Here is a 26,016-nt window from a genome sequence, read left to right as displayed (position 1 = left end):
CAGGCTCGCCCCTTGCGTCGGCCGGTATCCGGGCTGGCCGCTTGCCAGGCCGCAGCCTTCCCGCCCGCTGAAGGGCAGTGGCATCGCGGGCGGCCTGGGCGCGTGCGGGGGAATCGCGGCGCGCGGGCGGCGTACCGTTGCGGGGACAGCACAGGCCGGGCGGATGTCCGCCTCCTGTTTCCCGTTTAACTGCATGCACGGAATGCGCATGCGAGCACCGAACGCGGCGCATACGATAGCACAGCGGCCGGCCCGCGCGAACCTGCCGCGCAAGGGCCGGATACGGCTTCCGGCATCATGCCGGGCGCCGGCCGAATGCCCCCGGACGGCCCGTCCCGCCTTGACGCTCCCCGCACCGCCGCCTACACTCGCACGCGTTTTGGTGCTCGCGCGTGCCGCTCCGGCGCGCGCAGTTAAACGGGAAACAGGGAGCCTGCCTGCGCCGCAGTCGAGCCAACCTGTGCTGCCCCCGCAACGGTAAGCGAACGCGTCGCGCGCAAGCGCGACGCAGCGCCGCTTCGCCGCATGCCTGTCGCATGCGGACGACCGCCACTGGATGCCGCGCATCCGGGAAGGCGAAGCGGCGTGTTCGTCAGCCCGGATACCGGCCGAAACGTTGGGTTCAGCGCCGCGGGGAGGCGGCGCATCGTCCACGGCCGCAGTACGCCCGGACGTCCGAGCGTTTCCCGCTTCCTCCGCCGATCCGTCCGCAGCATGCGCGCGGGCCGGCGCGGCGAGCGGCAGGCGGCGCGGGCAGGGCACGCGGCAGCCGTGTTGGCATTCATCATGTCGACCGTTCGCAAGGGAGCATCATGCTCGACTCGTTCTTCCGCCTGTTCAACGACAGTCCGTCCGGGCTGCGCGGCAAAATCGTCGCGATCTACTCATTGCTCGTCGCATTCAACGTCGCCGCGTGGATCTGGGCCTTCGTCGCGTTTCGCGACCAGCCCGTGCTGCTGGGCACCGCGCTGCTCGCGTACGTGTTCGGGCTGCGCCACGCGGTCGATGCCGACCATATCGCCGCGATCGACAACGTCACGCGCAAGCTGATGCAGGAAGGCCGCAGCCCGCTCGGCGCGGGCCTGTTCTTCTCGCTCGGGCATTCGACCGTGGTGATCGTGATGTCGGTGGCCGTCGCGCTGACCGCGGCGTCGCTCGCGCGCTTCGAGAGCATGAAGACCTGGGGCGGCGTGATCAGCACGAGCGTGTCCGCGTTCTTCCTGCTGGTGCTCGCGGCCGCGAACCTGCTGATCCTGATCTCCGTGTACCGGACGTTTCGCGCGGCCCGCCGCGGCGAGGCGATCGTCGATGCCGATCTCGACATGCTGATGAACCAGCGCGGCGTGCTCGCGCGCCTGTTCCGGCCGCTGTTCCGCCTCGTGTCGCGCAGCTGGCACCTGTATCCGGTCGGCTTCCTGTTCGGCTTCGGCTTCGATACCGCGACCGAGATCGCGCTGTTCGGCATTTCGGCGACGCAGGTGCAGGGCGGCATGTCGTTCTGGTCGGTGATGGCGCTGCCGGCGCTGTTTACCGCAGGCATGACGCTCGTCGACACGACCGACGGCATCCTGATGATGGGCGCATACCGCTGGGCATACGTGCGGCCGATCCGCAAGATTTACTACAACATGACGATCACGTTCGTGTCGGTGCTGGTTGCCGCGCTGATCGGCGGCATCGAGGTGCTTGCGCTGCTCGCGGATAAACTCTCGCTGCAGGGCCCGGTGTGGCGTTTCTCGACGATGGTCGCCTCGCATTTCGGGATGCTCGGCTACGTCGTGATCGGCCTGTTCCTCGCGTGCTGGATCGTATCGGCCGCAATCTACCGCCTCAAACGCTACGACGAGATCGACGTGACGCTCTCGGCCTGACTCCCTTTTCTCCACAGGACCCACCATGACCCTACGCAAGCTTCCCGTCACGATCGTCACGGGCTTTCTCGGCAGCGGCAAGACCACGCTGATGCGGCACATCCTGCAGCACGCCGAAGGCCGCCGCATCGCGGTGATCGTCAACGAATTCGGCGAGCTCGGCATCGACGGCGAAATCCTCAAGGGCTGCGGCATCGGCTGCGACGACGCGGACGGCGCGCAGGACGAAGCGGCCGGCCAGCTGTACGAACTCGCGAACGGCTGCCTGTGCTGCACCGTGCAGGAAGAGTTCTACCCGGTGATGGAAGCGCTCGTCGAGCGCCGCGCCGACCTCGACCACGTGCTGATCGAGACGTCGGGCCTCGCGTTGCCGAAGCCGCTCGTCCAGGCCTTCAACTGGCCGACCATCCGCAACAGCTTCACGGTCGACGCGGTCGTGACCGTCGTCGACGGGCCGGCCGCCGCGAGCGGCCAGTTCGCGGAGAACCCGCAGGCCGTCGACGCGCAGCGCCGCGCCGATCCGAACCTCGACCACGAATCGCCGCTGCACGAACTGTTCGCCGATCAGCTGTCGTCGGCCGATCTCGTGATCGTGAACAAGGCCGACCTGGTCGGCGATGCGCCGTTCGCCGAAGTCGAAGCCGCGATCCGCGAGGAAATCCCGCCGCAGGTGAAGATCGTGCGCGCGACGCGCGGCGAACTCGATCTCGCGATGCTGCTCGGGCTCGAGTCGGCGTCGGAGGACACGATCCACCTGCGCCACGACCATCACGGCTCGGCCGACGACGGCGATCACGACCATCATCACGACGATTTCGATTCGGTGGTGGTGGCGGGCGACGCCGGCTCGCGCGAAGCGACGATCGCCGCGCTGCAGCGCGTGGTCGAGACCCACACGATCTATCGCGCAAAAGGCTTCGCGGCGCTGCCCGATGCGCCGATGCGGCTCGTGATCCAGGGCGTCGGCCGCCGTTTCGACAGCTATTTCGACCGTCGCTGGCAGGACGGCGAAGCGCGCGCGAGCCGCTTCGTGCTGATCGGCGAGGCGCTCGACGCGGCCGCCTTGCAGCGCGCGTTCGACGCGGCCTGCGCCGCCGAAATGCAACAGGCGTAACGCACGATGCATCTGCTGCGCACCACGCCGGGCGGCTTCGTCGACGACACGCAGGGCGTCATCCGGATCGACCAGCAGCCGGCCGACATCGTGATCCTGAGCTCGGCCGACACGACGCTGTCGCTGCTGGCCAGCGTCGTGCCGACGCTGCCGGCCGGTTTTCCGGGCGTGCGGCTCGCGAACGTCACGTTCCTGCGGCAGCCGGCGTCCGTCGATTTCTACGTCGACGACGTGCTGCGTCACGCGAAGACGGTCGTGATCGATCATCTCGGCGGCGAGGCGTACTGGCCGTACGGGATCGAACAGGCGGTGTCGCTCGCGTCGAAACGGCGGCAGCAGCTCGCGATGTTCTCGGGCGACCTGCAGGAAGACCCGAACCTCGTCGCGAAGAGCACCGTCGCGCCCGATCTGTGCCGGCTGTGGTGGCGCTACCTGCGCGAAGGCGGGATGCACAACGCCGAAGCATTGCTGCGCAGCATCGCGTTCCATACGCTCGGGTTCGGCGCCGAACCCGCGTTGCCGCGCCCGCTGCCGGCCGCCGCGCTGTATCACCCGGCGCGCGACCCGGCGAGCGTCGACGACTGGCGCGCGCGCTGGACGCCCGGCGCGCCCGTCGTCGCGATCCTGTTTTATCGCGCGCACTGGCAGGCGGCGAACACGGCCGTGTTCGACGCGCTGGCCGATGCGCTCGTGCACGAAGGGCTCAATCCGCTGCCGATCGCGGTCACGTCGCTGAAGGACGCGGTGAGCCGCGAGGTCATCACGCAGCTGTGCGACACGCATCGCGTCGCGCTCGTGCTGAACACCACGGCGTTCGCGGCCGGCGCGATCGACAGCCCCGAGCCCGACGTGCTCGCCGGCGACGCGCCGGTGCTGCAGGTGATCCTGTCCGGCGGCAATCGCGACGCGTGGGTGGCCGACAACCAGGGGCTGCACGCGCGCGACATCGCGATGCACATCGCGTTGCCCGAAGTCGACGGACGCATCGTCACGCGCGCGGTGAGCTTCAAGGGGCTCGCGTATCGTTGTCCGCACACCGAAGTCGACGTCGTGCGCTATCAGCCGGATGCCGAGCGGATCGCGTTCGTCGCGGCGCTCGCGCGCGGCTGGTGCCGGCTGCGCACGCTCGACCCTGCCGACAAGCGCATCGCGCTGATTCTCGCGAACTATCCGCACAGCGAAGGGCGGATCGGCAACGGCGTCGGGCTCGATACGCCGGCATCCGCGCTGCGCGTGCTGGCGGCGCTGCGCGACGCGGGCTATGCGCTGGCCGACCTGCCGGCCGACGGCGACGCGCTGATCGCGCGGCTCACCGAAGGCGTGACCAACGATCCGGCGGTGCGCGCGTTGCGTCCGGCATTCCAGAGTTACGCGCTGGCCGACTACGTCGCCCGTTTCGCACGGCTGCCGGCCGCCGTGCGCGACGCGTTGAACGCACGCTGGGGCCCGCCCGAAGCCGATCCTACGCTGCGGCAGGCGCGCTTTCCGATCGCCGGCTGGCGCGCGGGCAACGTGTTCGTCGGAATCCAGCCGTCGCGCTCGCGCGACGAGAACGACTACGCGAGCTACCACGACGCGGACCTCGTCCCGCCGCACGCGTATCTCGCGTTCTATTTCTGGTTGCGCGATGCGTTCGGCATCGACGCGGTCATCCACCTCGGCAAGCACGGCAACCTCGAATGGCTGCCGGGCAAGAGCGTCGCGCTGTCCGACGCGTGCTGGCCCGACCTGACGCTCGGGCCGCTACCGCACCTGTATCCGTTCATCGTCAACGATCCGGGCGAGGGCAGCCAGGCGAAGCGCCGTGCGCAGGCGGTGATCATCGATCACCTGATGCCGCCGCTCACGCGTGCGGAAAACTACGGCCCGCTGCAGGATCTCGAGCGGCAGGTCGACGAATACTACGAAGCACTGATGGTCGATGCGCGGCGCGCGAAGCTGCTGCGCAAGACGATCCTCGCGACGATCGCGGAACACCGGCTGCACGACGAACTGAGCGTATCGCCGCCGCGCGATGCGGGCGACGAGGACGCGCTGCTGACGCGCGTCGACGCGTGGCTGTGCGAGCTGAAGGAAGCGCAGATTCGCGACGGGCTGCATGTGTTCGGCGTGTCGCCAGCCGATCGGCAGCGGCGCGATACGTTGCTCGCGCTCGCCCGCTTTCCGGTCGGCGACGGCAAGGGCGCGCGCGCCGGGCTGATCGGCGCGCTCGCGCGCGATCTCGCGCTCGGCGACGCGTTCGATCCGCTCGCGGCCGACTGGGCCGCGCCGTGGACGGGCCCGCGCCCGGCCGTGCTGCAAGCGCTCGACGCATCGCCGTGGCGCCACGCGGGCGATACGCGCGAGCGGCTCGAACGGCTCGCGCAGCAGTGGCTGGACGGGGGCTGCGTGGACGCATCCGGCACGCCGGGCGCCACCGGCATCGACGCCGCGCCACCCGGCGACTGGCCGCACACGCACGCCGTCATCGAACGCGTGCGCGCGACGCTGATACCCGCGCTCGACGCGTGCGGCGGCGAGGAGCTGCGCCAGCTGCTGCGCGGGCTCGACGGCCGCTTCGTGCCGCCGGGGCCGAGCGGCTCGCCGTCGCGCGGCCGGCCCGACGTGCTGCCCACCGGCCGCAACTTCTATTCGGTCGATACGCGCGCGGTGCCGACCCAGGCCGCGTGGACGCTCGGGCTGAAATCCGCGCAGCAGCTGATCGAACGCCATCTGCAGGATCACGGCGACTATCCGCGCGCGATCGGGCTGTCGGTGTGGGGGACGGCGACGATGCGCACCGGCGGCGACGATATCGCGCAGGCGTTCGCGCTCCTCGGCGTGCGGCCGAAGTGGGCGCACGGCAGCCACCGCGTGACCGACTTCGAGATCTTGCCGATCGAGATCTTCGACCGGCCGCGCATCGACGTGACGCTGCGCGTGTCGGGCTTCTTCCGCGACGCGTTCCCGAACCTGATGCACCTGTTCGACGCGGCCGTGCAGGCCGTGGCCGCGCTCGACGAGCCCGAGGCCCTGAACCCGATCCGCGCCCGCATCGAGCGTGAACGCGCGAAGTGGATCGAGCAGGGCGTGGCGCCGGACGAAGCGCGCCGGCGTGCCGGCTGGCGCGTGTTCGGCGCGCGGCCGGGCAGCTACGGCGCGGGCCTGCAGGATCTGATCGACCAGCGCCGCTGGCAGACCGACGCCGATCTCGCCGAGGCTTACCGCCGGTGGGGCGGCCATGCGTACGCGCAGAACAGCGCGGGCGAGGCGGCCCCCGGCGTGTTCGGCGAGCGGCTCGCGACGATCGACGTCGTCGTGCAGAACCAGGACAGCCGCGAGCACGACCTCCTCGACTCGAACGACTACTACCAGTTCCAGGGCGGGATGACGGCGGCCGTGCGGCACCTGTCCGGGCAGCAGCCGAGCGTCTACCACGGCGACCATGCGAATCCGGCCGCGCCGAAGATGCGCACGCTGCGCGAGGAAATCGCGCGCGTGATCCGCTCGCGCGTCGTCAACCCGAAATGGCTCGACGGCGTGAAGCGTCACGGTTACAAGGGCGCGGCCGAAATGGCCGCGACCGTCGACTACCTGTACGGCTATGACGCGACCGCGCGCGTGCTGTCGGACCATCAGTACGCGCTTGTCGCCGATGCGTACCTGTTCGACGACGCCACCCGCGCGTTCCTCGAACGCCACAACCCGAAGGCGCTGCACGGCATCTGCGAACGTTTCGTCGAAGCGATGCAGCGCGGGCTGTGGCAGCAGCCGGGCGACTATCGCGAGCGGATCGAAGCGGTCTGGCTCGACAGCGAACAACTTCAGGAAGGGGGACGGCGATGACCGATCCGACGACGCACCGCGCCCGCGCGGTGTTCCCGTTCGCGGCGCTGGTCGCGCAACAGCCGCTGCAGCAGGCGCTGCTGCTCGCGGCGATCGACCCGTCGCTCGGCGGCGTGCTCGTCAGCGGGCCGCGCGGCACCGCGAAATCGACCGCCGCACGCGCGCTCGCCGAATTGCTGCCCGAAGGCGAATTCGTCACGCTGCCGCTGTCGGCGAGCGACGAGCAGGTCACGGGCACGCTCGATCTCGCCCATGCGCTCGCCGAACACGGCGTGCGCTTCCGGCCGGGCCTGCTCGCGCGCGCGCATCGCGGCGTGCTGTACGTCGACGAAGTGAACCTGCTCGCCGACGGCCTCGTCGACACACTGCTCGACGTCGCCGCGAGCGGCGTGAACGTGGTCGAGCGCGATGGCGTGTCGCACGCGCACGATGCGCGCTTCGTGCTGGTCGGCACGATGAATCCCGAGGAAGGCGAACTGCGCCCGCAACTGCTCGACCGCTTCGGACTGATGGTCGAGCTCGAAAATTGCTTCGACGCCGCGCAGCGCGAGCAGATCGTGAAGGCGCGGCTCGCGTTCGATCTCGATCCGCACGCGTTCCGTGCCCGTCACGCGGCCGCGCAGCGCGAACTCGGCGAGCGCATTCACGCGGCGCGGGCGCGGCTCGCGGCACTCGATTTCGACGATGCGGTGCACGCACGCGTCAGCGCGCTGTGCATCGAAGCGGCCGTCGACGGGCTGCGTGCCGACCTCGTGATGCTGCGCGCCGCGCGCGCGCTCGCGGCGCTGGAGCAGACCGACGCCGTGACGGTGGCGCAGGTCGAACGCGTGGCCGACGCGGTGCTGCGGCATCGGCGGCATGCAGGGTCGCCGCCGTCGTCGGGCGCATCGAACTCGCCGCGATCGGGCGAAAGCAGCGACCGTCACGATCATTCGCCGCCGAACCCGCGTCGGCAGCAGGACGATCGACCGGGCACGGCACGCAGCGATGCCACCGCATCGCAAGGGGACTGGGGCTACCTGCCGCCCGAGCCGGCCGGACTGCGTGACGTGAAAGGCGTGGTGCCGCTGCCGCTAAAAAAAAGCTGAGCCATCGAGGCGCCGCCGCCGCGAACGCCATTCGCGGTCCTCGATGGCAGCCAGGCGCTGCCGCGCGCGTGCCGGGCACGGCGGGGGCCGGCACGGCCATTGCGTGGCCGGCGACGCTCGCCGCGAAGCGCGGCGGCCCGCTGCACGCCGATCATCTGCGTTTTCGCCAACGGGCCGGCACACCGGATGCGTTGCATTGCTTCGTGCTCGACTGTTCGGCGTCGATGCTGTCGCACGAACGGCTCGCGCTCGCGAAAGGCTTGATCGTCGCGTACTTCGACCAGGCCGCGCGCGCGCGCATGGAAACCGCGCTGATCTGCTTCGGCGGTCACGGCGTCGCGCGCCGCTTCGGCCCGGCCGTGCCGCGCTGGTGGAATGCGCGCTGGCTCGAACCGGTGGACGGCGGCGGCGGCACGCCGCTCGCGGACGGCATCGCGGCCGCCGCGCAGTTGCTCGCGCGCGACGCACGACGCGGGCCGGCGCGAGACAAGCAGCGCTGGTTGTGGGTGCTGTCCGACGGGCACACGCGCGAAACGCCGTCGAAGCCGGCCGCTGCCGACCACGTCGTGTTCGTCGATTTCGACGATGCGGCCGTGCGGATCGGGCAGGGCAGGCGGCTCGCCGATGCCTGGGGCGCGCAATGGATGACGGCCGCGTCGGTGTGCGCCGGGCTGGCCGACTGATCGGGCGCCGCGGAACGCGCGCCGGCGCTGCGCTATGATCGCCGTTTCTGATCACCGGAATCCCTGCCATGCAAGTACTCGTCGATGCCGACGCGTGCCCCGCCGTCATCAAGGACATGCTGTTTCGCGCCGCGCGTCGTGCCGAGATCTGCGTGACGCTGGTCGCGAACCAGTTCCTGCGCACGCCGCCGTCGCCGTTCATCAAGGCGCTGCAGGTACCGGCCGGCTTCGACGTGGCCGATGCGCGGATCGTCGAGCTCGTGGAAGCCGGCGATCTCGTGATCACCGCCGACATTCCGCTCGCCGCCGCCGTCCTCGACAAGGGCGCGCATGCGCTCGACCCGCGCGGCAACTGGTTCAGCCGCGAGAACATCGAGGAACGCCTGTCGACGCGCGCGATGATGGACCAGCTGCGCAGCGCGGGCATCGATACGGGCGGCCCCGCGCCGTTCAGCGCACGCGACGGCAAGGCGTTCGCATCGCAGCTCGACCGGTTCCTGGCACGTCACGGCAAGCCTTGACCCACCCCGCACCCCGCACCCGCGTGCCGGCCGTGCGATGCGTCACGGGTTTCGCGTCGAATCGTTCGCTGCGGCAGAATACGGATTCGCGCCGTCATTGATCGCGAGGCGCGGACGATCCACCGGAGGACACGAATGTCACCGACCCAACTTCTCGTTCCGACGCTGACCCAGACGCTGCGCGCGCAATCCGCGTGGCTCGACAAGGCCGCGGCGCACCGGCAGGCCGCGGGCGACACGCCCGATACGGTGCTGACGCTGAAACTCGCGCCCGACATGTATCCGCTCGCCGCCCAGGTGCGCTTCTCATGCTTCCAGGCGATGGAGCCCGTCCACCGGCTGCGCGGCGAGCCGCTGCCGGACGCACTGCTGGCACTGCGGGAAGCCGGCCGGCATGCCGATGCGCAGCCCGGCACGCTGCGCGATGCGCAGGGCATCCTCGCCGGCACGATCGCCTTCCTTGGCGAACTCGCGCCCGACGCGCTCGACGACGGCGCCGCGCGGCCGATCGCCCTCGAACTGCCGAACGGCATCGCGTTCGACATGACGGGCGAGCAGTACGTGCGCGACTGGGCACTGCCGCAGTTCTACTTTCACTCGATCGCCGCCTACGCGATCCTGCGCCATGACGGCGTCGAGCTCGGCAAGGCCGACTATGTGCCGCACATGCTGGCGTACGTGCGGCCCGGCACGATTCCGCAGGGCTGAACGCATGCGCGAACGAACCGGCCGCGGCGCCCAGGGCATGACGCGCGCGCTGTTCCTCTGCAGCCGCAACCGGCTGCGCAGCCCGACCGCCGAGGCGGTATTCGCCGCGTGGCCGGGCGTCGAAACCGACTCCGCCGGCCTCGCGCCCGACGCGGACACGCCGGTATGCGCGCAGCAGCTCGAATGGGCCGAGATCGTGTTCGTGATGGAGCGCGCGCACAAGGCGCGGCTGTCTGCCCGATTCGGCGCCCGGTTGAAGCACAAGCGGATCGTCTGCCTCGACATTCCCGACCGCTACGCCTACATGCAGCCCGAACTGGTCGCGCTGCTCGAACGCAAGGCCGGCCCGTTCCTGCGCGCGTGAGCCGCAGCGGGAAGGTTCAGCGCGAACGAAACGGCCCGTCCGCGAGCGCGGAAAGGCGGTCGAGATGCAGCAGTTCGATGATCTTGCGGGTCGGCACGCTCGCGCGCAGCGTCTCGAGGCGCTCGACGTCGAACCACTTGCAGCGCGCGATCTCGTTGCTCGCGCGCGGGGTCAGGTGTGTCGGCACGTCGGCCACGAACACGTGATGGAGCTTCGTGAGGCCGCCGAACTGCACCGCGTAGTCCAGGGCCAGCCCCTCCAGCCGCGTTTCCTCCGCCAGCTCGCGCTGCGCGGCCTCCAGCGGCGTCTCGCCGCGCCGGATCGTGCCGCCCGGCAGCGACCAGCGCGCCGCGGTACGGGCGACCAGCAGCACGCTGCTGCGCTGCCGGCACACGATCGTGGCGCGTTCCTTGGTGATGGCGACGGTGTCCGGCCCGGTGCGCATGTTCGGCAAAACAGGTGCTGAATCCTGAATCGTGGAGGGAAGCGCGCGTCGACCGGCGTGGCCGGCCTGTCGCCCGATCGTCGGGCGCGACGGCATGCAAGCCGCCGCGCCGATCTTACCGGGCGTTCGTGACAGTTCCGTGCATGGCTGCGCGCCACGCAGTGCGCGTCACACGCGCGTGTAGATCCCCGGTTTCCCGGCGCGTCCGTGGCGCCGCTTGTGGACGGCCCGCCGGTGATGCGGCCGCGGCGTCACATGCGGGCGCGCAGGCGCGGGCCGTGCCGCCGGCGCGGCGGCACGCGCCTGTGATTGCCCCTCGCCAAAATGGAAGGTCTGGGTTTGCGCGCGGGCGACGCCCAGCGTCGACGCCAGCACGAGGGCCGCAAGCAGCATGCGTTTCATGAGTTTTCCGCCTTTCTTCAGATGAGCTGTCCGCCAGCTTAGCGAACCGAGACCCGACGCCGCAACCGGCCGGTGTCCGGTGTCGTCCCCGCTTACGGCCGGCCGCGTTCTCGCCACGGCGGCGGGGCATCTCCGGCTTGACAATAAAATTCTCCAGTGTGAATATAAATTCACACACAAGAATTACTCTTCCGGTCCGGGAAGGCGTGCCGCGCAGATGCCGGCCCGGCGAAACCGGCGGTCCGAACAACCGGAGTCAGGAGCGAGACGCATGGCGGAGCATGAGCAGCAGGGCGCGTTGGCGGGGTTGCGCATCATCGATCTGTCGCGGGTGCTGGGCGGCCCGTACGCCACGCAGATCCTCGCCGACCACGGCGCGGAGGTGATCAAGGTCGAACCGCCGTCGGGCGACGAGACGCGCACCTGGGGGCCGCCGTTCGACGGCGACACCGCGTCGTATTTCCTCGGCGTGAACCGCAACAAGCTCGGCATCGCGCTCGACCTGACGAAGCCGGACGATCGCGAGCGGCTGCTCGGCCTGCTCGAGCACGCCGACGCGCTGGTCGAGAACTTCAAGATCGGCACGATGGAGCGCTGGGGGCTCGGCTTCGACACGCTGCACGCGCGCTTTCCGCGCCTCGTTCATTGCCGCGTGTCGGGCTTCGGCGCGGACGGCCCGCTCGGCGGGCTGCCCGGCTACGACGCGGCCGTGCAGGCGCTGGCCGGGCTGATGAGCGTGAACGGCGAGGCGGGCGGCGCGCCGCTGCGCGTCGGCGTGCCGATCGTCGATCTCGTCACCGGGCTGAACGCGGCGCTCGGCGTGCTGATGGCGCTGCGCGAACGCGATGCGAGCGGGCGCGGCCAGTTCGTCGAGTCGACGCTGTTCGACTGCGCGCTGTCGATCCTGCATCCGCATACGCCGAATTTCTTCCATTCCGGGAAGGCGCCGGTGCGCACCGGCAACGCGCATCCGAACATCACGCCGTACGACAGCTTTCCGACCGCGAGCGTCGACATCTTTCTCGCGGTCGGCAACAACGGGCAGTTCGCCGCGCTGTGCGACGTGCTCGGCACGCGCGACTGGCCTGCCGATCCGCGCTTCGCCGACAACCGTGCGCGCAGCGCGAACCGCGCCGCGTTGCGCGAACTGCTCGAAACGGCGCTGGCCGAGCACGACGGCGCGGCGCTCGCCGAGCAGCTGATGCGCCGCGGCGTGCCGTGCGCGCCCGTGCTCGGGCTCGACGCGGCGCTCGACCATCCGCACGTCGCGCATCGGCGGATGAAGGTCGAACTGGGCCGGCATCGCGGCATCGCATCGCCGATCAAGCTCGGCCGCACGCCGGCCACGTACCGGCGGCCGCCGCCCGCGCTGAACGAACATGCGGCGCAGGTATTCGCCGACACCGCACGCGACAGCAACGACGACGACAACGGCACGCGCCGCCACTGACACGCATCGCGGCCGGCGGCCGTGCGAGGGCGTCCGACGCCGCCGCACGACCGCACGCCGCGTCGGACATCGCGCCGCGTCGCGCCCGACGCGCGCCGGCGCCACAGGAGACACATCATGCTCGCATGGATCGGCGCGATCGCGATCGTCGCGCTGTTCGGCCTGATCATCACGAAGCGGCTGGCGCCGCTCGTCGCGCTGATCGTCGTGCCGGTCATCGCGTCGCTCGCGGCCGGCTTCGGACTCTCGACCGGCACGTTCACCGTGCACGGCGTGCAGAACATCGGCCCGATCGCCGGAATGTTCGTTTTTGCGATTCTTTTTTTCGGAATCCTCACCGACGCGGGGATGCTCGACCCGATCATCGCGGGCGTGCTGCGCGTGATCGGCTGCCATCCGCCGCGCATCGTGATGGGCTCGGCGCTGCTCGCGCTGCTGATCCATCTGGACGGCTCGGGCGCCGTCACGTTTCTCGTCACGCTGCCCGCGATGATGCCGCTCTATACGCGGCTCGGGATGGACCGGCGGATCCTCGCGTGCGTCGCGTCGATGGCGGCCGGCGTCAATTTCCTGCCGTGGGTCGGGCCGATGCTGCGCGCGTCGGCGGCCTTGCACATTCCGGGCTCGGCGATCTTCATGCCGATGATTCCCGTGCAGATCGTCGGGCTCGTGTTCGTGTTCGGCACCGCGTACGTGCTCGGCGCGCGCGAGGCAAGGCGGCTCGGGCTCGATCGTGCGGGCGCGGCGGCGCTCGCGATCGCACCGCGCGAGCTGACCGACGCCGAACGCGCGCTGCGCCGGCCCGGGCGCTTCCGCATCAACCTGGCGCTGACGCTCGTCGTGCTCGGCACGCTGGTGTCGGGCATCGTCGACCCGATGGTGATGTTCATGCTGGGGACGGTCGCCGCGCTCGTCATCAACTATCCGGACGTGCAGGCGCAGCGCGAGCGGATCGACGCCCATGCGAAGGCCGCGCTGATGATGGCAAGCGTGCTGCTCGCGGCCGGCGCATTCACCGGGATCATGTCCGGCACCGGGATGCTGAAGGCGATGGCCGAGGTCGTCGTCGCGCACGTGCCGGTCGAGCATGCGCGCCACATGCCGTTCGTGCTCGGCCTGCTGTCGATGCCGCTCAGCCTGCTGTTCGATCCCGATTCGTTCTACTTCGGCGTGCTGCCGGTGCTCGCGGAAAGCGCGAAGCTGCTCGGCGTGCCGCCGATCCAGATGGCGCAGGCCGCGCTGCTCGGCCAGATGACGACCGGGTTTCCGGTCAGCCCGCTCACGCCCGCGACGTTCCTGATCGTCGGCCTGACCGGCGTCGAGCTCGCCGAGCATCAGAAATTCACGATTCCGTTCCTGTTCGCCGCGACCGTGCTGATGGTGTTCGCCGCGGTCGCGACGGGCGTGTTTCCGTTATGACGGCACCCGGATCGGTCGCCGCGTGTCTTGCGGCCGACGGAGCCGTCCGTCAACGGTGCGTGCTTCGACGCGCAAGCCCCGGCGCCACCCGGCGTTGTCTTGAGAGCGGCGCGGCCGTTCACGTTTTCCTGGAGAGCCATCCATGCAGTTCGACCTGACCGACGACCAGCGCGCGATCGAAAGCGCGATCGAGAAAATCTGCGAACGCTTCGGCGACGACTACTGGCTCGAACGCGATCGCGCGGGCGGGTTTCCGTCCGACTTTCACGCGGTGCTCGCCGAGGCCGGCTGGCTCGGCATCGCGATGGATCCGGCCCACGGCGGCGCCGGGCTCGGGATGACCGAGGCCGCGCTGATGATGCGCACGATCAGCGCGTCGGGCGCCGGCCTGTCGGGCGCGTCGGCCGTCCACATGAACATCTTCGGGCTGAACCCGGTGCAGGTGTTCGGCAACGACGCGCAGAAGGCGCGCTTCCTGCCGCCGCTGATCGCCGGGCGCGACAAGGCGTGCTTCGCGGTGACCGAGCCCGATGCGGGCCTCGACACGACGCACCTGGCCACCCAGGCGCGCCGCGACGGCGACCACTACGTGCTGAGCGGCCGCAAGATCTGGATCTCGACCGCGCAGGTCGCGAACAAGATGCTGATCATCGCGCGCACGACGCCGCTCGACCAGGTCGCGAAGCCGACCGACGGGCTGAGCCTGTTCTACACCGACCTCGACCGTTCGCGCGTCGAGGTGCGCGAGATCGAGAAGATGGGCCGCAAGGCCGTCGATTCGAACATGCTGTTCATCGACAACCTGCGCGTGCCGGAAGGCGACCTGATCGGCAACGAAGGCGACGGCTTCCGCTACCTGCTGCACGGGCTGAACCCCGAACGGATCCTGATCGCCGCCGAGGCGATCGGCCTCGGGCAGGCCGCGCTGCGGCGCGCGACGCAGTATGCGTGCGAGCGCGTCGTGTTCGGCCGGCCGATCGGGCAGAACCAGTCGATCCAGCATCCGCTCGCGCAGGCGTGGATGCAACTGGAGGCGGCATGGCTGATGGTGATGAAGGCCGCGACGCGCTACGACGCGGGGCAGTCGTGCGGCGCGGAGGCGAACGCCGCGAAATACCTCGGCGCGGAAGCCGCGTTCCAGGCGTGCCAGACGGCGATCGCGACGCACGGCGGGATGGGCTATGCGAAGGAATACCATGTCGAGCGCTACCTGCGCGAGTGTATGATTCCGAGGCTCGCGCCCGTGAGTCCGCAACTGATCCTGTGCTACATCGCGGAGAAGGTGCTTGGGCTGCCGAAGTCGTACTGACCGTACCGGCCCGGCGGCTCCCCCGGCGCGCGGCTTCCCGTTCCGAATCAAGCGCTCGTCATGGACGTCAAACTCGTTGCCCGCACGCTCGACCTGTTCGAGCTGTTCGCCGCCGAACGGCGGCCGCTGCCGCTCACCGAACTCGCGCGCCTGCTCAACGTGCCGGCGTCGAGCTGCCTCGCGATGGCACGCACGCTCGTGAGCCGCGGCTATCTGTACGAGGTGCGCAAGCGCGGCGGCTACTACCCGACGCGGCGCCTGCAGACAATCGCCGCCGCGATCGACGCGACCGATCCCGTCGTCGACCTCGTGCATCCGCATCTCGTCGCGCTGCGCGACGCGAGCCGCGAGACGGCCGTCCTCGGCAAGATCCAGGGCGCGTCGGTCACGTATCTCGACGTCGTCGAGTCCGAGCAGGCGATCCGCTATACGCGCCAGCCGGGCGAACTGCGCCCGCTGCACGCGAACTCGATCGGCAAGGCGATCTTCGCGGAGCTCGCGAGCGATGCGCAGCAGGCGCTCGGCGCGCAGCTGTCGTTCGAACGCTTCACCGACGCGAGCCTCGCGGACCTGCCGGCGCTCGTCGTGCAAACCGCGCGGTTTCGCGCACTCGGCTGGGCCGAGAATTTCGGCGAGAGCGCGCCCGAGCTATCGGCGATTGCGGTCGCGCTGACGCTCGATGGCGACTGGTACGGGCTGTCGGTCGTCGGGCCGACCGAGCGGATCCGCCAGCATCGCGATGCGCACGCGGCGCTGCTGGTCGACGCGAAGGCTCGGCTGCTGGCGGAGCAGGGGCGGGGGTAGCAGACCCGACATCGTGTCGAGTTGCGTGCAGAGCGCTTGCGAGACTCGACGCTGATCGCGGTCACGCCCGTGTCGGGGCCACGAGGCCGTAGGGGGCTGCCATCAAGTCACCGCGTCGAACGTGACAATCACGAAGCTCGATAAATCACAAAAAATGATGACACGTCGAAGTGATACGTGTACATTACATTCGAATTAATTAACAACAATAACCATATAAAAAGTCCCCACGTTTTCTTCTAAAAACGAAACGATTGTGGGGAACGGAATGGCAAAAAATAGAAGTGCCTTGCTTGAAATTGATCGCCCGCCCAATGAAGGGGCCGCGAGGAAGCGGCGCGAATTGTTGGGCATATCGATTGCCGCTCCCGCGGCCATGATGTTGAGTCCGTTGCGAGGCTGGGCCCAAGGCCATGGTCCCGCTGATGACATGCTGCCTGCAATCAATATAACGGCACCTCATGATTACAGCCTTCCAGTAGCAACTCCGAATGGCCCCGCTGGAGGATACGCCTGGGCGCCAGGCATGGAAAATATTCGCGGTGGAATTTGGCAAATCGGGCGGTTTAGGCTGGTGAACGGAAAGAAGGTTTTTGAAGCCGCAGCCGCGAAAAATCCTCTCGAAATGCTTCGCCAATTCGTATATGGTATTGAATTGGCTGGCAACAGCGTGATTCGAGCTCAGATTGCAACCTACGGGCTTTTTACGCAATGGCTGGCCGATAATGGCTGGCAGAGTATTACCGGAGCCAATCAGTACGAGCTCTCCAATATACAATTGGATGGTCTGACGACGGCATTCGGCCTTTTTAGCAATTACTATTTCAGCCATCTGCCTGCGCCGCCAATTTCCGATTTCAAGTTTTACGCGACGCCATTCTTCCCTTTGGCAGCATACGATTACTGGATTCGAGGCGACGGCAGCCCAAGATCCGTTGATTTGAAATCCCACCATCTTAATATCGGTGCCGCCGAAATCGGTCCGATTCGCAGCATCATCATCAACGATGGAATGGGGCCCGGAACATACCCGATAGACGCTACATTCAGCACAAATCTTCTTAGCGACCACGAGTACATAGTCGGGTCGGCACTTGGTCGCGTCAGCGGACACGTTACCGGGCAGCTGACGCTAAGTAGCGACGGAAGATTCAATTTTAACGGGGAGTATACGCTAAACCCTGACAAATTCGATTTCGATGCATCGAATTCGCGGCCAGCCGTTCAGGAGGCGCTCACCACGCTGATTCGCGTAATGGGCTTTTTTACCGGCCACCACGATTATATGATTTACTTCACTGGCTCTCAGCCGCTGAATATCCAGGGCACCCGGGCCAGCATAAAAGCGACGAACCCTGGTGGTGGCGCAGTGCATATCCCTTCCATAGGGCATGGGCGAGAAAGGCCGCCAATCAATTAATGGTCGGATCTCGCTATTGATGGAGGCGCAATGTCGAGGACATATTTTTCCGGGCTGTTTAAATTTGCGATCGCAGTTGTCTTTTTAATTGCACTTCTAGCTGCGCTGCTGATAGGCGTCATGGCCTATATTCGGGATGATGGGGGTGATGCGGCTTGCCCTCATCTGTCCACATTCCAGATGAGGGATTACATGCGCAAGTACGCCCAGCACAACAATTTTTCGAATGTGACGTTCGATGAAAGTGCTGAATATCTGGTGGATCTGCAGCAATGGAAGATTCCTTACCGAGTCGGTCATCGTCGCTATGTAGCAAAAATGACGTGCAGAGGCTTTGTCGTTGAGAACGTGGGGCCTTTTGATTGATTTCCTCTGGAGAAGCCGTGGATCAACGCGCTTGCGGATGTGAACATCTGTTCAACTTCATGGTATCTGTACACCATTGAAGCGCGGACGAGTGGCGAGCAGAGGTATCGAATGGCAGACGCTCTTGTGCGCAAGCGGCTGCCACCGAACTACTTCGCGACCTGATCCAGCAGGGTTGAACTGTCACTCCATCCGCATCAAAGTTCACCGATACCACCGCGGCGTATAAACCCACTCACGCCCGTCGCCGATCGCGAAACACCGCGTCGTCGACGAGCCGACGATCACCATCGTGCGCATGTCCACCTGATCGCTGCGCAGCGCGCCGAGCGTCGTCGTCGTGAGCGTCGCGCCGGGCCGGCCGATGTCACGGCCGAGCACGACGATCGTGTCGGCCGCGCGATGCGCACGCACCGCGTCGAGCGCACGATCGAGCTGCCACGGCCGCGCACGCGAGATCGGGTTGTAGAACGCCATCACCAGATCGGCTTGCGCCGCATGCCGCAGGCGCATCTCGATCACGTCCCACGGCTTCAGGTTGTCCGACAGCGAGATCGCGCAGAAATCGTGGCCGAGCGGCGCGCCGGCCTGCGCGGCGGTCGCGAGCGACGCCGATACGCCGGGCTCCACGCGCAGCTCGACCGCCGCCCAGCGCGGGTCGCGCGCTTCGTCGAGCGCTTCGAGCACGGCCGCGGCCATCGCGAACACGCCCGGATCGCCCGACGACACGACCGCCACCTGCCGGCCCTCGGCCGCCAGTTCGAACGCATGGCGCGCGCGCTGCATTTCCTCGCGATTGTCGGTGCCGTGCACGCGCTGGTCCGCGCGGAACGGGCCGGCCATCGTCACGTAGGTCGTATAGCCGAGGATGTCGGTGGCTTGCGCGAGCGCGGCGCGCGCGGCGGGCGTGAGCCACGCGGCATCGCCGGGGCCGAGGCCGAGCACCGTCAGGCGGCCGCGCGCACGGCCGAGCGTGGCGGGGTCGACGGGCTGCGACGCCACCGCGCACGCGAGGCCGTCGGACCTGGCGCGCAGCGTGTGCGCGACGCGCAACGTGCTGCCGAGCAGGGCCGCGGCATCGAGGTTGCCGGCGCGCGCGAGGTCGTCGGCGTCAGCATGAGCGTGGGCGAAATCGACATCGGCGAAGCGCAGCGGCACACCCAGCGTCCGCGCCGCCGCTTCGACCTGCGCGTCGCCGAGCAACGTCGCCGGCGCGACCAGCGCCGCAAGCGCCAGCCGCGCGAGCCCCTGCGTATCCAGCAGCGCGTCGATGCGTTCGGCGAGCGACGGCGAAGCAGCGGCCCGCACGCCGCTTGCCTCGATGCCGACCACCACGCTGCGCGGATGAATCACCAGTTCGTCGCGCGCGCCGCGCCACGCATCGGGCGTCACGCGAATCGCATGCGCGGCCGCGTCGTCGCGCGGCAGCGCGACGTCGTCGAGCCACGGCGCTGCGCCGTCGATGCGCGTGGCCGCGCCCGCGAGCAGGTCGGACACGAAGCGCTTGCCTTGCTGGAGATCCGCGAGCGCATAGCCGTCGGGCGGATTGAGCACGCACGCGCCGAAGCGCAGCTCGCCGCTCGTCGTGATCGCCGGCGCGACGCCGACGCATGCGGCGATTTCGCGCGCGATCGCGTTGACGCCCGTCAGCCCGCCGAGCAGCGGCACGACGGCCGAACCGTCTTCCGCGACCGCGAGCACCGGCGGCTCGACGCCCTTGTCGGACAGCGCGGGCGCGACGCAACGGATCACGATGCCGGCCGCGCACAGCGCGACGATCGGCAGCCCGCGCGCGTAAAGCTCGCGCAGATGGGCGCCGAGTTCGTCGAACGGCACGTCGGCCGCGACGCGCGACGCAAGCCCGTGCACCAGCGCGCCCGGATAGCGCGCCTGGATGCGCCGCGCGGTATCGAGCGCGCCCGCGCCGAGAATCACGATCGCGGGCGGAGTCGTCATCCTTGCCATTTTTCCCCCGGCACGACCAGCAGCGAGAAATACGGCGACGCCATCGGATCGACTTCGTCGAGCGGCACGATGCGCTGAGTCGCCATCGTCGCGCGCTCGACGTACCGCGCGCGCTTCGCGAGCCCCAGTTCGTCGAGCACGCGCCGCACCTTGTCGAAGTTGCGGCCGAGCTTCATCACGACGGCCGCGTCGGCCTGCGCGAGCCGCGCGCGCAGTTCGTCCGCCGGCAGCACGCCCGACAGCACCGACAGGCTCTGGTTGCGATAGACGAGCGGCTGCCCGAGCACGGCCGTGCCGCCGAGCATCGCGCACACGCCCGGGATCACTTCGGTGTCGTAGCGCGGCGCGAGGCGATCGTGCAGGTACATGTACGACCCGTAGAAGAACGGATCGCCTTCGCAGATCACCGCGACGTCGCGCCCGGCCTCGAGATGCGACGCGACGATCTCGGCCGCCGTGTCGTAGAAATCGGCGATCACCGTCTCGTAGCAGAGCGGCGGCGGCAGCGCCTCGGTCGTCACCGGATAGACGAGCGGCAGTTGCGTCTGCGCGTCGAGCAGGTGCGCCTCGACGATGCCGTACGCATTGCCTTTCTTGCCCTTCGCGACGAAATACGCAACCACCGGCGCGGCCTGCAGAACGCGCAGCGCCTTGATCGTCATCAGTTCAGGGTCGCCGGGGCCGACGCCGACCCCGAACAGGCGTCCGCGCGGGGCGGTCATTCGGCCTCCGTCGCGAGTGCGTTGACCGCGGCGGCGGCCATCGCGCTGCCGCCGCGCCGGCCGAGCAGCGCGACGTACGGCACGCCGCGGCTGTTCGCGTCGAGCATCGCCTTCGACTCGGCCGCGCCGATGAAGCCGACCGGAAAGCCGAGAATCAGCGCGGGGCGCGGCGCGCCGGCGTCGATCATGTCGAGCAGGTGGAACAGCGCGGTCGGCGCGTTGCCGATCACGACGACGCTGCCGGCCAGATGCGCTCGCCACAGTTCGAGCGCCGCGGCCGAGCGCGTGTTGCCGAGATGCCGCGCGAGGTCGGGCACTTCCGGCTCGCCAAGCGTGCAGAGCACGCGATTGCCGGCCGGCAGCCGCGCGCGCGTGATGCCTTCGGCGACCATCTTCGCGTCGCACAGGATCGGCGCGCCCGCCGCAAGGGCGGTGCGGCCCGCCGTGCCGGCGCCGGCCGAGAAGCGCAGGTCGTAGACGACATCGACCATCCCGCACGCGTGGATCACGCGCACCGCGAGCTTCTCGAGATCGGGCGGAACCCGCGACAGGTCGGCCTCGGCGCGGATCGTCGCGAACGACTGGCGGTAGATTTCCTGCCCGTCGCGAATGTAGTCAAGCATCGGTGGTGTCCTGGCTGTGCCGCGCGCCCGTGAGTCGGGCCGCGGCCTGGTCAATCGTCAGATGGCGCGCGAGCGGGGCGCCGAGGCCCGCGCCGGCATCGCGCCGGTAAAGGTCGTAGCGGGCGGGCGCCACCGCGACGAGCGTGTGTGTAGCGGGGTGCGGCAGCGCACAGTGGCGCTCGCAGCCGGTCAGGTGCACGTCGGCCGGGTATGCGACGCGCGCGGCGAGCGCGAGCGCATCGCGTTTCGTATCGGCGCGCGATTTCGCGCAACCCGCGCTGCCGGTGCAGGCGACGAGCGACGCCAGCGGGGCGGACGGCGTGCAGACGAGACCGAGCGACGCGAGACCGTCGAGCACGGCCGGCGCACGTTCGTGCCGCACGCCGTGCACGAACACGCCTTGCCACGGCGTCATCGACAGCGTGCCGTCGCCATCGGAGTCGGCAAGCGCCGCCAGCCGTTCCAGTTGCGTCGCGTCGAGCCGGCCGAGCACGCATTGCGCGCCGATGCTGCTGTGCTGCGTGTCGAGCGACGGCCGGGCGCCGAAGCGCAGCGCCGGATCGGCCGGCGTACGCCGCCAGCCGGCCAGTGCCGGATCGGTGTCGAGCGGAAAGGGCGCGTAGTGCTGCGTGCGCTCGCGCAACGCGCATTCGCGGCCGGTCGCGAGTAATCCGCGCATCCGCGTGACGTCGGCCGGCGCGAGATCGAGAAACGCGAGCAGTAACGCATGGACCAGCGCGACGGCCTGGTCCGGCGCCACGTCGAACGACGCGGGCGAATCGTCCGACGAAACCGGCGGACAGCCGGCCAGGCCCGCGGCGATGCGCACCGCGCCGTCGCCGCGACGCCACGCGGCGAGCCAGATGTCGTGCGGATGATCGAGTGCCGCGACCGCTTCGCCGCCGTCGAGCTGGATCGAGAATTTCGGCGACAGCTCGCCACGGCGCGGCTCGCGCGCGAGCATGTCGAGCAACGGCAGCGCGAGTGCGTGGCTGTCGAGCAACGCGTCGGGATCGCGCCCCGCGAGCGGGCTGAGCATCAGGTTGCGGACGTCGTCGGCCGCGGCGAGCGCGGCGCGGTCCGGAGCCGGATCGCCGCGGCTCGCGCGCGGGCCGAGCCCGGCATCGAGCAACGCGCTGGCCAGCGAATCGGCCGCGCCGTCGCGTATGCCGCGCAGCTGGAGATTCGCGCGATTGGTCGCGTCGATCGCCCCGGAGCCGTAGGCGCGGGCCGCGGCGGCGATCGCGCGCGCCTGGCGCGCATCGAGCCGGCCGCCCGGCAGCTTGATCCTGCACAATCCGCCATCGGCGGCCGCGACGACGCGCATGAGCCCCGGGCAAGCCGACGGGCGCACGACGGACGACGCAGGAATCGAAACGGGGGCGGAACTCACGGGATACCGGGACAGTGTCGCGCCGCGGCCAACGCATCGGTACACCCCGCCCGACGCCGACTGGCACGCACGCACTTTCAGGCCGGCAGGTCTCCTGGCTGACAGGTCGGCGCCGGCTCCCGGCCTTCCCGGTGAATCCAGTGGCATGAGGGGGAGCGCGGCTCGCTGTCTACAGTTGCGGGGGCAGCCACAGCGGCGCGAAGCGCGCCCTGTGTTCCCTCTTCGGCCCCGAAGGGCACCGGCGAACGAACGGCCGTAGGATACCCGATTTCCGCGGTGCTTCGCGACCGCCGAACGGGTGCCGTGACCTAGGCGAAACGGCGTCCGGCATCGGCGCCCCGGCAGATGAAACGCGCGATGGAACACGGTACCATGCCGACTTTCGCAACGCGGACGGCCGCACCGGCGCCTTCACGGCCGCCGTGCGGCGACTCGATGGAATCGGATGAAGGGGAAGGGTGCATGACGGCGTGGCTGACGATAGTGGGCATCGGCGACGACGGCTACGCGGGGCTCGGGCGCGGCGCGCGGCGCGCGCTGTTCGAGGCGGCGCGGGTCGTCGGTGCGAAGCGGCACCTCGACATGCTGCCTGCGCGGCTGCCGGCCGCCCGCGAAGCGTGGCCGTCGCCGTTCGATGTGTCGGGCCTGCTCGCGCAGCGCGGCACGCCGGTCTGCGTGCTCGCGAGCGGCGACCCGATGCTGTTCGGCGTCGGTGCCACGCTCGCGCGCGAACTCGCCCCCGACGAATGGCGCGTGCTGCCCGCCCCATCGTCGCTGTCGCTGGCGGCCGCGCGGCTCGGCTGGGCGTTGCAGGACACCGGCGCGGTGTCGCTCGTCGGCCGGCCGCTCGCGACGCTCGCGCGTCACCTGCTGCCGGGCCGGCGGCTGTTCGTGCTGAGCGCCGACGGCCGCACGCCGGCCACGGTCGCCGCCGAACTGACCGCGCGCGGCTTCGGCCCGACGCGCATCAGCGTGTTCGAACATCTCGGCGGCCCGCTCGAGCGGCGTCTCGACAGCCTCGCGCAGGACTGGCACGTCGGCGAAACCGCCGCGCTCAACCTTGTCGCCCTCGACTGCCAGGCCGGCCCCGATGCGCCGCGCCGTGCGCTCACGCCCGGCCTGCCCGACGACGCCTACCGCCACGACGGCCAGTTGACCAAGCGCGACATGCGCGCGTTGACGCTCGGGCGCCTCGCACCCGCACCCGGCGAGCTGCTGTGGGACGTCGGCGCGGGCAGCGGCTCGATCGGCATCGAATGGATGCGCGCGCATCCGTCGTGCCAGGCGATCGCGATCGAGTCGCATGCGGAGCGCCAACGCTTCATCGAGCACAACCGCGACGCGCTCGGCGTGCCGGGCCTGCAACTCGTCGCGGGCCGCGCACCCGATGCGCTCGCGGGGCTCGCCGTGCCCGACGCGGTCTTCATCGGCGGTGGCGCGACCGCAGCCGGCGTGCTCGACGCGTGCTGGCGGGCGCTGAAACCCGGCGGCCGGCTCGTCGCGAACGCGGTCACGCTGCAAGGCGAACTGGCGCTCGCCGCGTGGCGCGACGCGCACGGCGGCACGCTCACGCGTGTGTCGCTCGCGCACGCCGAGCCGCTCGGCCGCTTCGACACGTGGCGGCAGCCGTTGCCCGTCACGCTGTATGACGTGCGCAAGCCCGATTCCGCGGTCGCGGACGCCGCGCACGTCACGGACCTCCCCTGATGCGCGACGAAACCCCCGAACAACCGGCACCGCTGCGGTTCGGCTACACGACCGGCAGCTGCGCGACCGCGACGTCGCTCGCCGCCGCGCGCCTGCTGCTCGCGGGCCGCGCGGACGATGCGGTCGAGATCGTGTTGCCGAAGGGGCAGCGCGTGATGATGCGGCTCGAGTTCTGCCGCGCCATGGCCGACGGCGCCGAGGCCGGCACGCTCAAGGACGCCGGCGACGATCCGGACGTCACGCACGGCGCGCTGATCTTCGCGCGCGTCGCGCTGGCCGCCGCGCCCGGTGTGCGTTTTCATGCGGGGCCGGGCGTCGGCACCGTCACGCGCGCGGGGCTCACGCTGCCCGTCGGCGAGCCGGCGATCAATCCGGTGCCGCGCCAGATGATGACCACGCACCTCGGCGCGCTCGCGGCCGAATACGGCTATGCAGGCGGCTTCGACGTGACGATCGGCGTCGAGGGCGGCGAGGCGCTCGCGTTGAAGACGATGAACCCGCGCCTCGGCATCGTCGGCGGACTGTCGATTCTCGGTACGACCGGCATCGTGCGGCCCTTCTCGTGCTCGGCGTACATCGCGTCGATCCATCAGGGCATCGACGTCGCGCGCGCGAACGGCATCGCGCACATTGCCGCGTGCACCGGCAACGCGAGCGAGGATGCCATGCGCGCGCACTACGGGCTGCCCGACATGGCGCTGATCGAGATGGGCGATTTCGCCGGCGCGGTGCTGAAGCACCTGCGCCGCGCGCCGGTCGCGCGCCTGTCGATGTGCGGCGGCTTCGGCAAGCTCAGCAAGCTCGCGGCCGGTCATCTCGACCTGCACAGCCGCCATTCGAGCATCGACCTGCCGCTGCTCGCGCAGTGGGCGGCCGAAGCCGGCGCGAACGACGCGCTGCAGGCCGCGATGCGCGCGGCGAACACCAGCCAGGAAGCGCTGAAGTTCGCGCACGCGGGCGGCGTGCCGCTCGGCGACCTCGTCTGTGCCCATGCGCTGCGCGTCGCGCGCGAAATCGTGCCGGCGTCCGTCGCGGTCGAAATGTTCGCGATCGACCGCCAGGGCCGCTTCGTCGGGCGCGCGCGATGAGCACGCGCATCCTGCTGCTCGGGGGCACCGGCGACGCGTTGAGGATCGCACGCGCGCTCGGCCCACGGCACGTCTACAGTCTCGCCGGGCTCGGCAAGGTGCCCGACGATTTGCGCTGCGAAGTCCGCGTCGGCGGGTTCGGCGGGGCAGCCGGGCTTGCCGCGTATCTGCGCAGCGCCGGCATCGGGCTCGTGATCGATGCAACACATCCCTACGCCGCGCAGATCAGCGCGAACGCGGCGGCCGCCGCGCGCGACGCGGGCGTGCCCCTGTGGGCGCTGCGCCGCGCGCCGTGGACGCCGCAGCCCGGCGACGACTGGCGGATGGTTGACGACTGGGCCGGCATCGAGGCCGCGCTCGCGCCGTTCCGGCGGCCGCTGTTCACGCTCGGCCGCGAACCGCTCGCGCATCTCGACGCGATTGCGCCGCACCAGTTCTGGCTGGTGCGCTGTCTCGATGCGCATCCCGGCAACGCGCGCGCGCAGGTCGTCGCCGCGCGCGGGCCCTTCACGCTCGACGGCGAACGCGCGCTGTTCGCGCTCGCCGGCATCGACGTCGTCGTCAGCAAGAACAGCGGCGGGGCCGCGACCGAGGCCAAGCTCGAGGTCGCGCGCGAACGCAGGCTGCCGGTCGTGATGCTGCGACGGCCGCCGTTGCCCGACGCCGATCGCGCGTTCGACTCGGCCGCCGCGCTGCTCGATGCGCTTGATCCGGCCGCACGCGCGTGAT

General features: G+C 69.7%; 23 protein-coding genes and 3 riboswitches. Of the genes, 17 read left to right on the top strand and 6 right to left on the bottom strand.

Going from position 1 to position 26,016, the window contains the following annotated elements:
* Positions 1 to 2: 2 nt before the first annotated feature.
* Positions 3 to 238: riboswitch (cobalamin riboswitch) on the bottom strand.
* 125 nt (positions 239 to 363) lie between these two features.
* Positions 364 to 627, top strand: a riboswitch (cobalamin riboswitch).
* A gap of 185 nt (positions 628 to 812) precedes the next feature.
* The 8 genes from ACTJKF_RS09005 to ACTJKF_RS08970 all read left to right on the top strand — a co-directional run bounded on the left by ACTJKF_RS09005 (position 813) and on the right by ACTJKF_RS08970 (position 10,174).
* Complete coding sequence (locus ACTJKF_RS09005) at positions 813 to 1,871, top strand: HoxN/HupN/NixA family nickel/cobalt transporter (protein ID WP_440623211.1); 1,059 nt, start codon at positions 813 to 815, stop codon at positions 1,869 to 1,871.
* Between the two features lie 25 nt (positions 1,872 to 1,896).
* Positions 1,897 to 2,985 carry a cobalamin biosynthesis protein CobW gene (gene cobW / locus ACTJKF_RS09000; RefSeq protein WP_440623210.1) on the top strand — a complete coding sequence of 363 codons (1,089 nt, stop codon included), beginning with the start codon at positions 1,897 to 1,899 and terminating at the stop codon, positions 2,983 to 2,985.
* Between the two features lie 6 nt (positions 2,986 to 2,991).
* Positions 2,992 to 6,810 carry a cobaltochelatase subunit CobN gene (gene cobN / locus ACTJKF_RS08995; protein ID WP_440623209.1) on the top strand — a complete coding sequence of 1,273 codons (3,819 nt, stop codon included), beginning with the start codon at positions 2,992 to 2,994 and terminating at the stop codon, positions 6,808 to 6,810.
* A complete protein-coding gene (locus ACTJKF_RS08990; RefSeq protein WP_440623208.1) occupies positions 6,807 to 7,898 on the top strand; it encodes an ATP-binding protein in 1,092 nt (363 codons plus the stop codon). The genes cobN and ACTJKF_RS08990 overlap by 4 nt, the downstream gene beginning before the upstream one ends.
* A 68-nt stretch (positions 7,899 to 7,966) precedes the next feature.
* Positions 7,967 to 8,581 carry a vWA domain-containing protein gene (locus ACTJKF_RS08985; RefSeq protein WP_440623207.1) on the top strand — a complete coding sequence of 205 codons (615 nt, stop codon included), beginning with the start codon at positions 7,967 to 7,969 and terminating at the stop codon, positions 8,579 to 8,581.
* Between the two features lie 68 nt (positions 8,582 to 8,649).
* Complete coding sequence (locus ACTJKF_RS08980; protein ID WP_098556514.1) at positions 8,650 to 9,102, top strand: YaiI/YqxD family protein; 453 nt, start codon at positions 8,650 to 8,652, stop codon at positions 9,100 to 9,102.
* 135 nt (positions 9,103 to 9,237) lie between these two features.
* Entirely contained in the window at positions 9,238 to 9,810 is a 573-nt protein-coding gene (locus tag ACTJKF_RS08975; RefSeq protein ID WP_440623206.1) for a DUF1993 domain-containing protein, read from the top strand.
* Positions 9,811 to 9,847: 37 nt separating this feature from the next.
* Positions 9,848 to 10,174 carry a low molecular weight protein tyrosine phosphatase family protein gene (locus ACTJKF_RS08970; RefSeq protein ID WP_440623315.1) on the top strand — a complete coding sequence of 109 codons (327 nt, stop codon included), beginning with the start codon at positions 9,848 to 9,850 and terminating at the stop codon, positions 10,172 to 10,174.
* A gap of 16 nt (positions 10,175 to 10,190) precedes the next feature.
* Here ACTJKF_RS08970 and ACTJKF_RS08965 read toward each other — a convergent pair whose 3' ends face one another.
* Both ACTJKF_RS08965 and ACTJKF_RS08960 read right to left on the bottom strand, forming a co-directional pair.
* Positions 10,191 to 10,619, bottom strand: a complete 429-nt coding sequence (locus tag ACTJKF_RS08965; RefSeq protein ID WP_440623314.1) for an NUDIX hydrolase — start codon at positions 10,617 to 10,619, stop codon at positions 10,191 to 10,193.
* Positions 10,620 to 10,787: 168 nt separating this feature from the next.
* Complete coding sequence (locus tag ACTJKF_RS08960) at positions 10,788 to 11,021, bottom strand: hypothetical protein (protein ID WP_440623205.1); 234 nt, start codon at positions 11,019 to 11,021, stop codon at positions 10,788 to 10,790.
* 271 nt (positions 11,022 to 11,292) lie between these two features.
* Between ACTJKF_RS08960 and ACTJKF_RS08955 the strand changes: the two genes are divergently transcribed.
* From ACTJKF_RS08955 to ACTJKF_RS08930, 6 genes are all read left to right on the top strand, one after another.
* Positions 11,293 to 12,471: a CaiB/BaiF CoA transferase family protein gene (locus ACTJKF_RS08955; protein ID WP_440623204.1), complete on the top strand. Its 1,179-nt coding sequence runs from the start codon at positions 11,293 to 11,295 to the stop codon at positions 12,469 to 12,471.
* A gap of 117 nt (positions 12,472 to 12,588) precedes the next feature.
* Complete coding sequence (locus tag ACTJKF_RS08950; RefSeq protein ID WP_440623203.1) at positions 12,589 to 13,890, top strand: CitMHS family transporter; 1,302 nt, start codon at positions 12,589 to 12,591, stop codon at positions 13,888 to 13,890.
* Positions 13,891 to 14,032: 142 nt separating this feature from the next.
* Entirely contained in the window at positions 14,033 to 15,199 is a 1,167-nt protein-coding gene (locus ACTJKF_RS08945; RefSeq protein ID WP_440623202.1) for an acyl-CoA dehydrogenase family protein, read from the top strand.
* 60 nt (positions 15,200 to 15,259) lie between these two features.
* Positions 15,260 to 16,003, top strand: coding sequence for an IclR family transcriptional regulator (locus ACTJKF_RS08940; protein WP_440623201.1), 744 nt, complete (start codon positions 15,260 to 15,262; stop codon positions 16,001 to 16,003).
* Positions 16,004 to 16,271: 268 nt separating this feature from the next.
* The gene (locus tag ACTJKF_RS08935) at positions 16,272 to 17,423 is read left to right on the top strand and encodes a lipid II-degrading bacteriocin (protein WP_440623200.1); all 1,152 of its coding nucleotides are present in this window, start codon (positions 16,272 to 16,274) and stop codon (positions 17,421 to 17,423) included.
* 30 nt (positions 17,424 to 17,453) lie between these two features.
* Positions 17,454 to 17,789 carry a hypothetical protein gene (locus tag ACTJKF_RS08930; protein WP_440623199.1) on the top strand — a complete coding sequence of 112 codons (336 nt, stop codon included), beginning with the start codon at positions 17,454 to 17,456 and terminating at the stop codon, positions 17,787 to 17,789.
* Positions 17,790 to 17,993: 204 nt separating this feature from the next.
* On the opposite strand, the gene cobJ is transcribed toward ACTJKF_RS08930, so the two are convergent.
* The 4 genes from cobJ to cobG are packed head-to-tail and all read right to left on the bottom strand — an operon-like array spanning position 17,994 to position 22,453.
* Positions 17,994 to 19,745 carry a precorrin-3B C(17)-methyltransferase gene (gene cobJ / locus ACTJKF_RS08925; RefSeq protein ID WP_440623198.1) on the bottom strand — a complete coding sequence of 584 codons (1,752 nt, stop codon included), beginning with the start codon at positions 19,743 to 19,745 and terminating at the stop codon, positions 17,994 to 17,996.
* Entirely contained in the window at positions 19,742 to 20,476 is a 735-nt protein-coding gene (locus ACTJKF_RS08920; RefSeq protein ID WP_440623197.1) for a precorrin-2 C(20)-methyltransferase, read from the bottom strand. Before ACTJKF_RS08920 ends, cobJ begins: the two co-directional genes overlap by 4 nt.
* Positions 20,473 to 21,099, bottom strand: a complete 627-nt coding sequence (locus ACTJKF_RS08915; protein ID WP_440623196.1) for a precorrin-8X methylmutase — start codon at positions 21,097 to 21,099, stop codon at positions 20,473 to 20,475. The genes ACTJKF_RS08920 and ACTJKF_RS08915 overlap by 4 nt, the downstream gene beginning before the upstream one ends.
* Positions 21,092 to 22,453: a precorrin-3B synthase gene (gene cobG / locus ACTJKF_RS08910; RefSeq protein WP_440623313.1), complete on the bottom strand. Its 1,362-nt coding sequence runs from the start codon at positions 22,451 to 22,453 to the stop codon at positions 21,092 to 21,094. Before cobG ends, ACTJKF_RS08915 begins: the two co-directional genes overlap by 8 nt.
* Positions 22,454 to 22,559: 106 nt before the next feature.
* Positions 22,560 to 22,750, bottom strand: a riboswitch (cobalamin riboswitch).
* 204 nt (positions 22,751 to 22,954) lie between these two features.
* Between cobG and cbiE the strand changes: the two genes are divergently transcribed.
* The 3 genes from cbiE to ACTJKF_RS08895 are packed head-to-tail and all read left to right on the top strand — an operon-like array spanning position 22,955 to position 26,015.
* Positions 22,955 to 24,199 carry a precorrin-6y C5,15-methyltransferase (decarboxylating) subunit CbiE gene (gene cbiE / locus ACTJKF_RS08905; protein WP_440623195.1) on the top strand — a complete coding sequence of 415 codons (1,245 nt, stop codon included), beginning with the start codon at positions 22,955 to 22,957 and terminating at the stop codon, positions 24,197 to 24,199.
* A complete protein-coding gene (locus ACTJKF_RS08900) occupies positions 24,199 to 25,287 on the top strand; it encodes a cobalt-precorrin-5B (C(1))-methyltransferase (protein WP_440623194.1) in 1,089 nt (362 codons plus the stop codon). The genes cbiE and ACTJKF_RS08900 overlap by 1 nt, the downstream gene beginning before the upstream one ends.
* Entirely contained in the window at positions 25,284 to 26,015 is a 732-nt protein-coding gene (locus tag ACTJKF_RS08895) for a cobalt-precorrin-6A reductase (RefSeq protein ID WP_440623193.1), read from the top strand. Before ACTJKF_RS08900 ends, ACTJKF_RS08895 begins: the two co-directional genes overlap by 4 nt.
* Position 26,016 lies beyond the last annotated feature (1 nt).

The organism is Burkholderia sp. 22313, assembly GCF_052045245.1.
Classification (GTDB): Bacteria; Pseudomonadota; Gammaproteobacteria; order Burkholderiales; family Burkholderiaceae; genus Burkholderia.
This window is presented reverse-complemented; position numbering and strand designations above follow the sequence as displayed.

What these genes read in the sequence shown, in the direction of transcription:
- ACTJKF_RS08940 (WP_440623201.1), top strand. Translation starts at nt 15,260, where the DNA reads ATGGACGTCAAACTCGTTGCCCGCACGCTCGACCTGTTCGAGCTGTTC.
- ACTJKF_RS08945 (WP_440623202.1), top strand. Translation starts at nt 14,033, where the DNA reads ATGCAGTTCGACCTGACCGACGACCAGCGCGCGATCGAAAGCGCGATC.
- ACTJKF_RS08895 (WP_440623193.1), top strand. Translation starts at nt 25,284, where the DNA reads ATGAGCACGCGCATCCTGCTGCTCGGGGGCACCGGCGACGCGTTGAGG.
- ACTJKF_RS08915 (WP_440623196.1), bottom strand. Translation starts at nt 21,099, where the DNA reads ATGCTTGACTACATTCGCGACGGGCAGGAAATCTACCGCCAGTCGTTC.
- cbiE (WP_440623195.1), top strand. Translation starts at nt 22,955, where the DNA reads ATGACGGCGTGGCTGACGATAGTGGGCATCGGCGACGACGGCTACGCG.
- ACTJKF_RS08955 (WP_440623204.1), top strand. Translation starts at nt 11,293, where the DNA reads ATGGCGGAGCATGAGCAGCAGGGCGCGTTGGCGGGGTTGCGCATCATC.
- ACTJKF_RS08960 (WP_440623205.1), bottom strand. Translation starts at nt 11,021, where the DNA reads ATGAAACGCATGCTGCTTGCGGCCCTCGTGCTGGCGTCGACGCTGGGC.
- ACTJKF_RS08900 (WP_440623194.1), top strand. Translation starts at nt 24,199, where the DNA reads ATGCGCGACGAAACCCCCGAACAACCGGCACCGCTGCGGTTCGGCTAC.
- ACTJKF_RS08950 (WP_440623203.1), top strand. Translation starts at nt 12,589, where the DNA reads ATGCTCGCATGGATCGGCGCGATCGCGATCGTCGCGCTGTTCGGCCTG.
- ACTJKF_RS08975 (WP_440623206.1), top strand. Translation starts at nt 9,238, where the DNA reads ATGTCACCGACCCAACTTCTCGTTCCGACGCTGACCCAGACGCTGCGC.
- ACTJKF_RS08970 (WP_440623315.1), top strand. Translation starts at nt 9,848, where the DNA reads ATGACGCGCGCGCTGTTCCTCTGCAGCCGCAACCGGCTGCGCAGCCCG.
- ACTJKF_RS08980 (WP_098556514.1), top strand. Translation starts at nt 8,650, where the DNA reads ATGCAAGTACTCGTCGATGCCGACGCGTGCCCCGCCGTCATCAAGGAC.
- ACTJKF_RS08965 (WP_440623314.1), bottom strand. Translation starts at nt 10,619, where the DNA reads ATGCGCACCGGGCCGGACACCGTCGCCATCACCAAGGAACGCGCCACG.
- cobW (WP_440623210.1), top strand. Translation starts at nt 1,897, where the DNA reads ATGACCCTACGCAAGCTTCCCGTCACGATCGTCACGGGCTTTCTCGGC.
- cobN (WP_440623209.1), top strand. Translation starts at nt 2,992, where the DNA reads ATGCATCTGCTGCGCACCACGCCGGGCGGCTTCGTCGACGACACGCAG.
- ACTJKF_RS08930 (WP_440623199.1), top strand. Translation starts at nt 17,454, where the DNA reads ATGTCGAGGACATATTTTTCCGGGCTGTTTAAATTTGCGATCGCAGTT.
- ACTJKF_RS09005 (WP_440623211.1), top strand. Translation starts at nt 813, where the DNA reads ATGCTCGACTCGTTCTTCCGCCTGTTCAACGACAGTCCGTCCGGGCTG.
- cobJ (WP_440623198.1), bottom strand. Translation starts at nt 19,745, where the DNA reads ATGACGACTCCGCCCGCGATCGTGATTCTCGGCGCGGGCGCGCTCGAT.
- ACTJKF_RS08990 (WP_440623208.1), top strand. Translation starts at nt 6,807, where the DNA reads ATGACCGATCCGACGACGCACCGCGCCCGCGCGGTGTTCCCGTTCGCG.
- ACTJKF_RS08920 (WP_440623197.1), bottom strand. Translation starts at nt 20,476, where the DNA reads ATGACCGCCCCGCGCGGACGCCTGTTCGGGGTCGGCGTCGGCCCCGGC.
- ACTJKF_RS08935 (WP_440623200.1), top strand. Translation starts at nt 16,272, where the DNA reads ATGGCAAAAAATAGAAGTGCCTTGCTTGAAATTGATCGCCCGCCCAAT.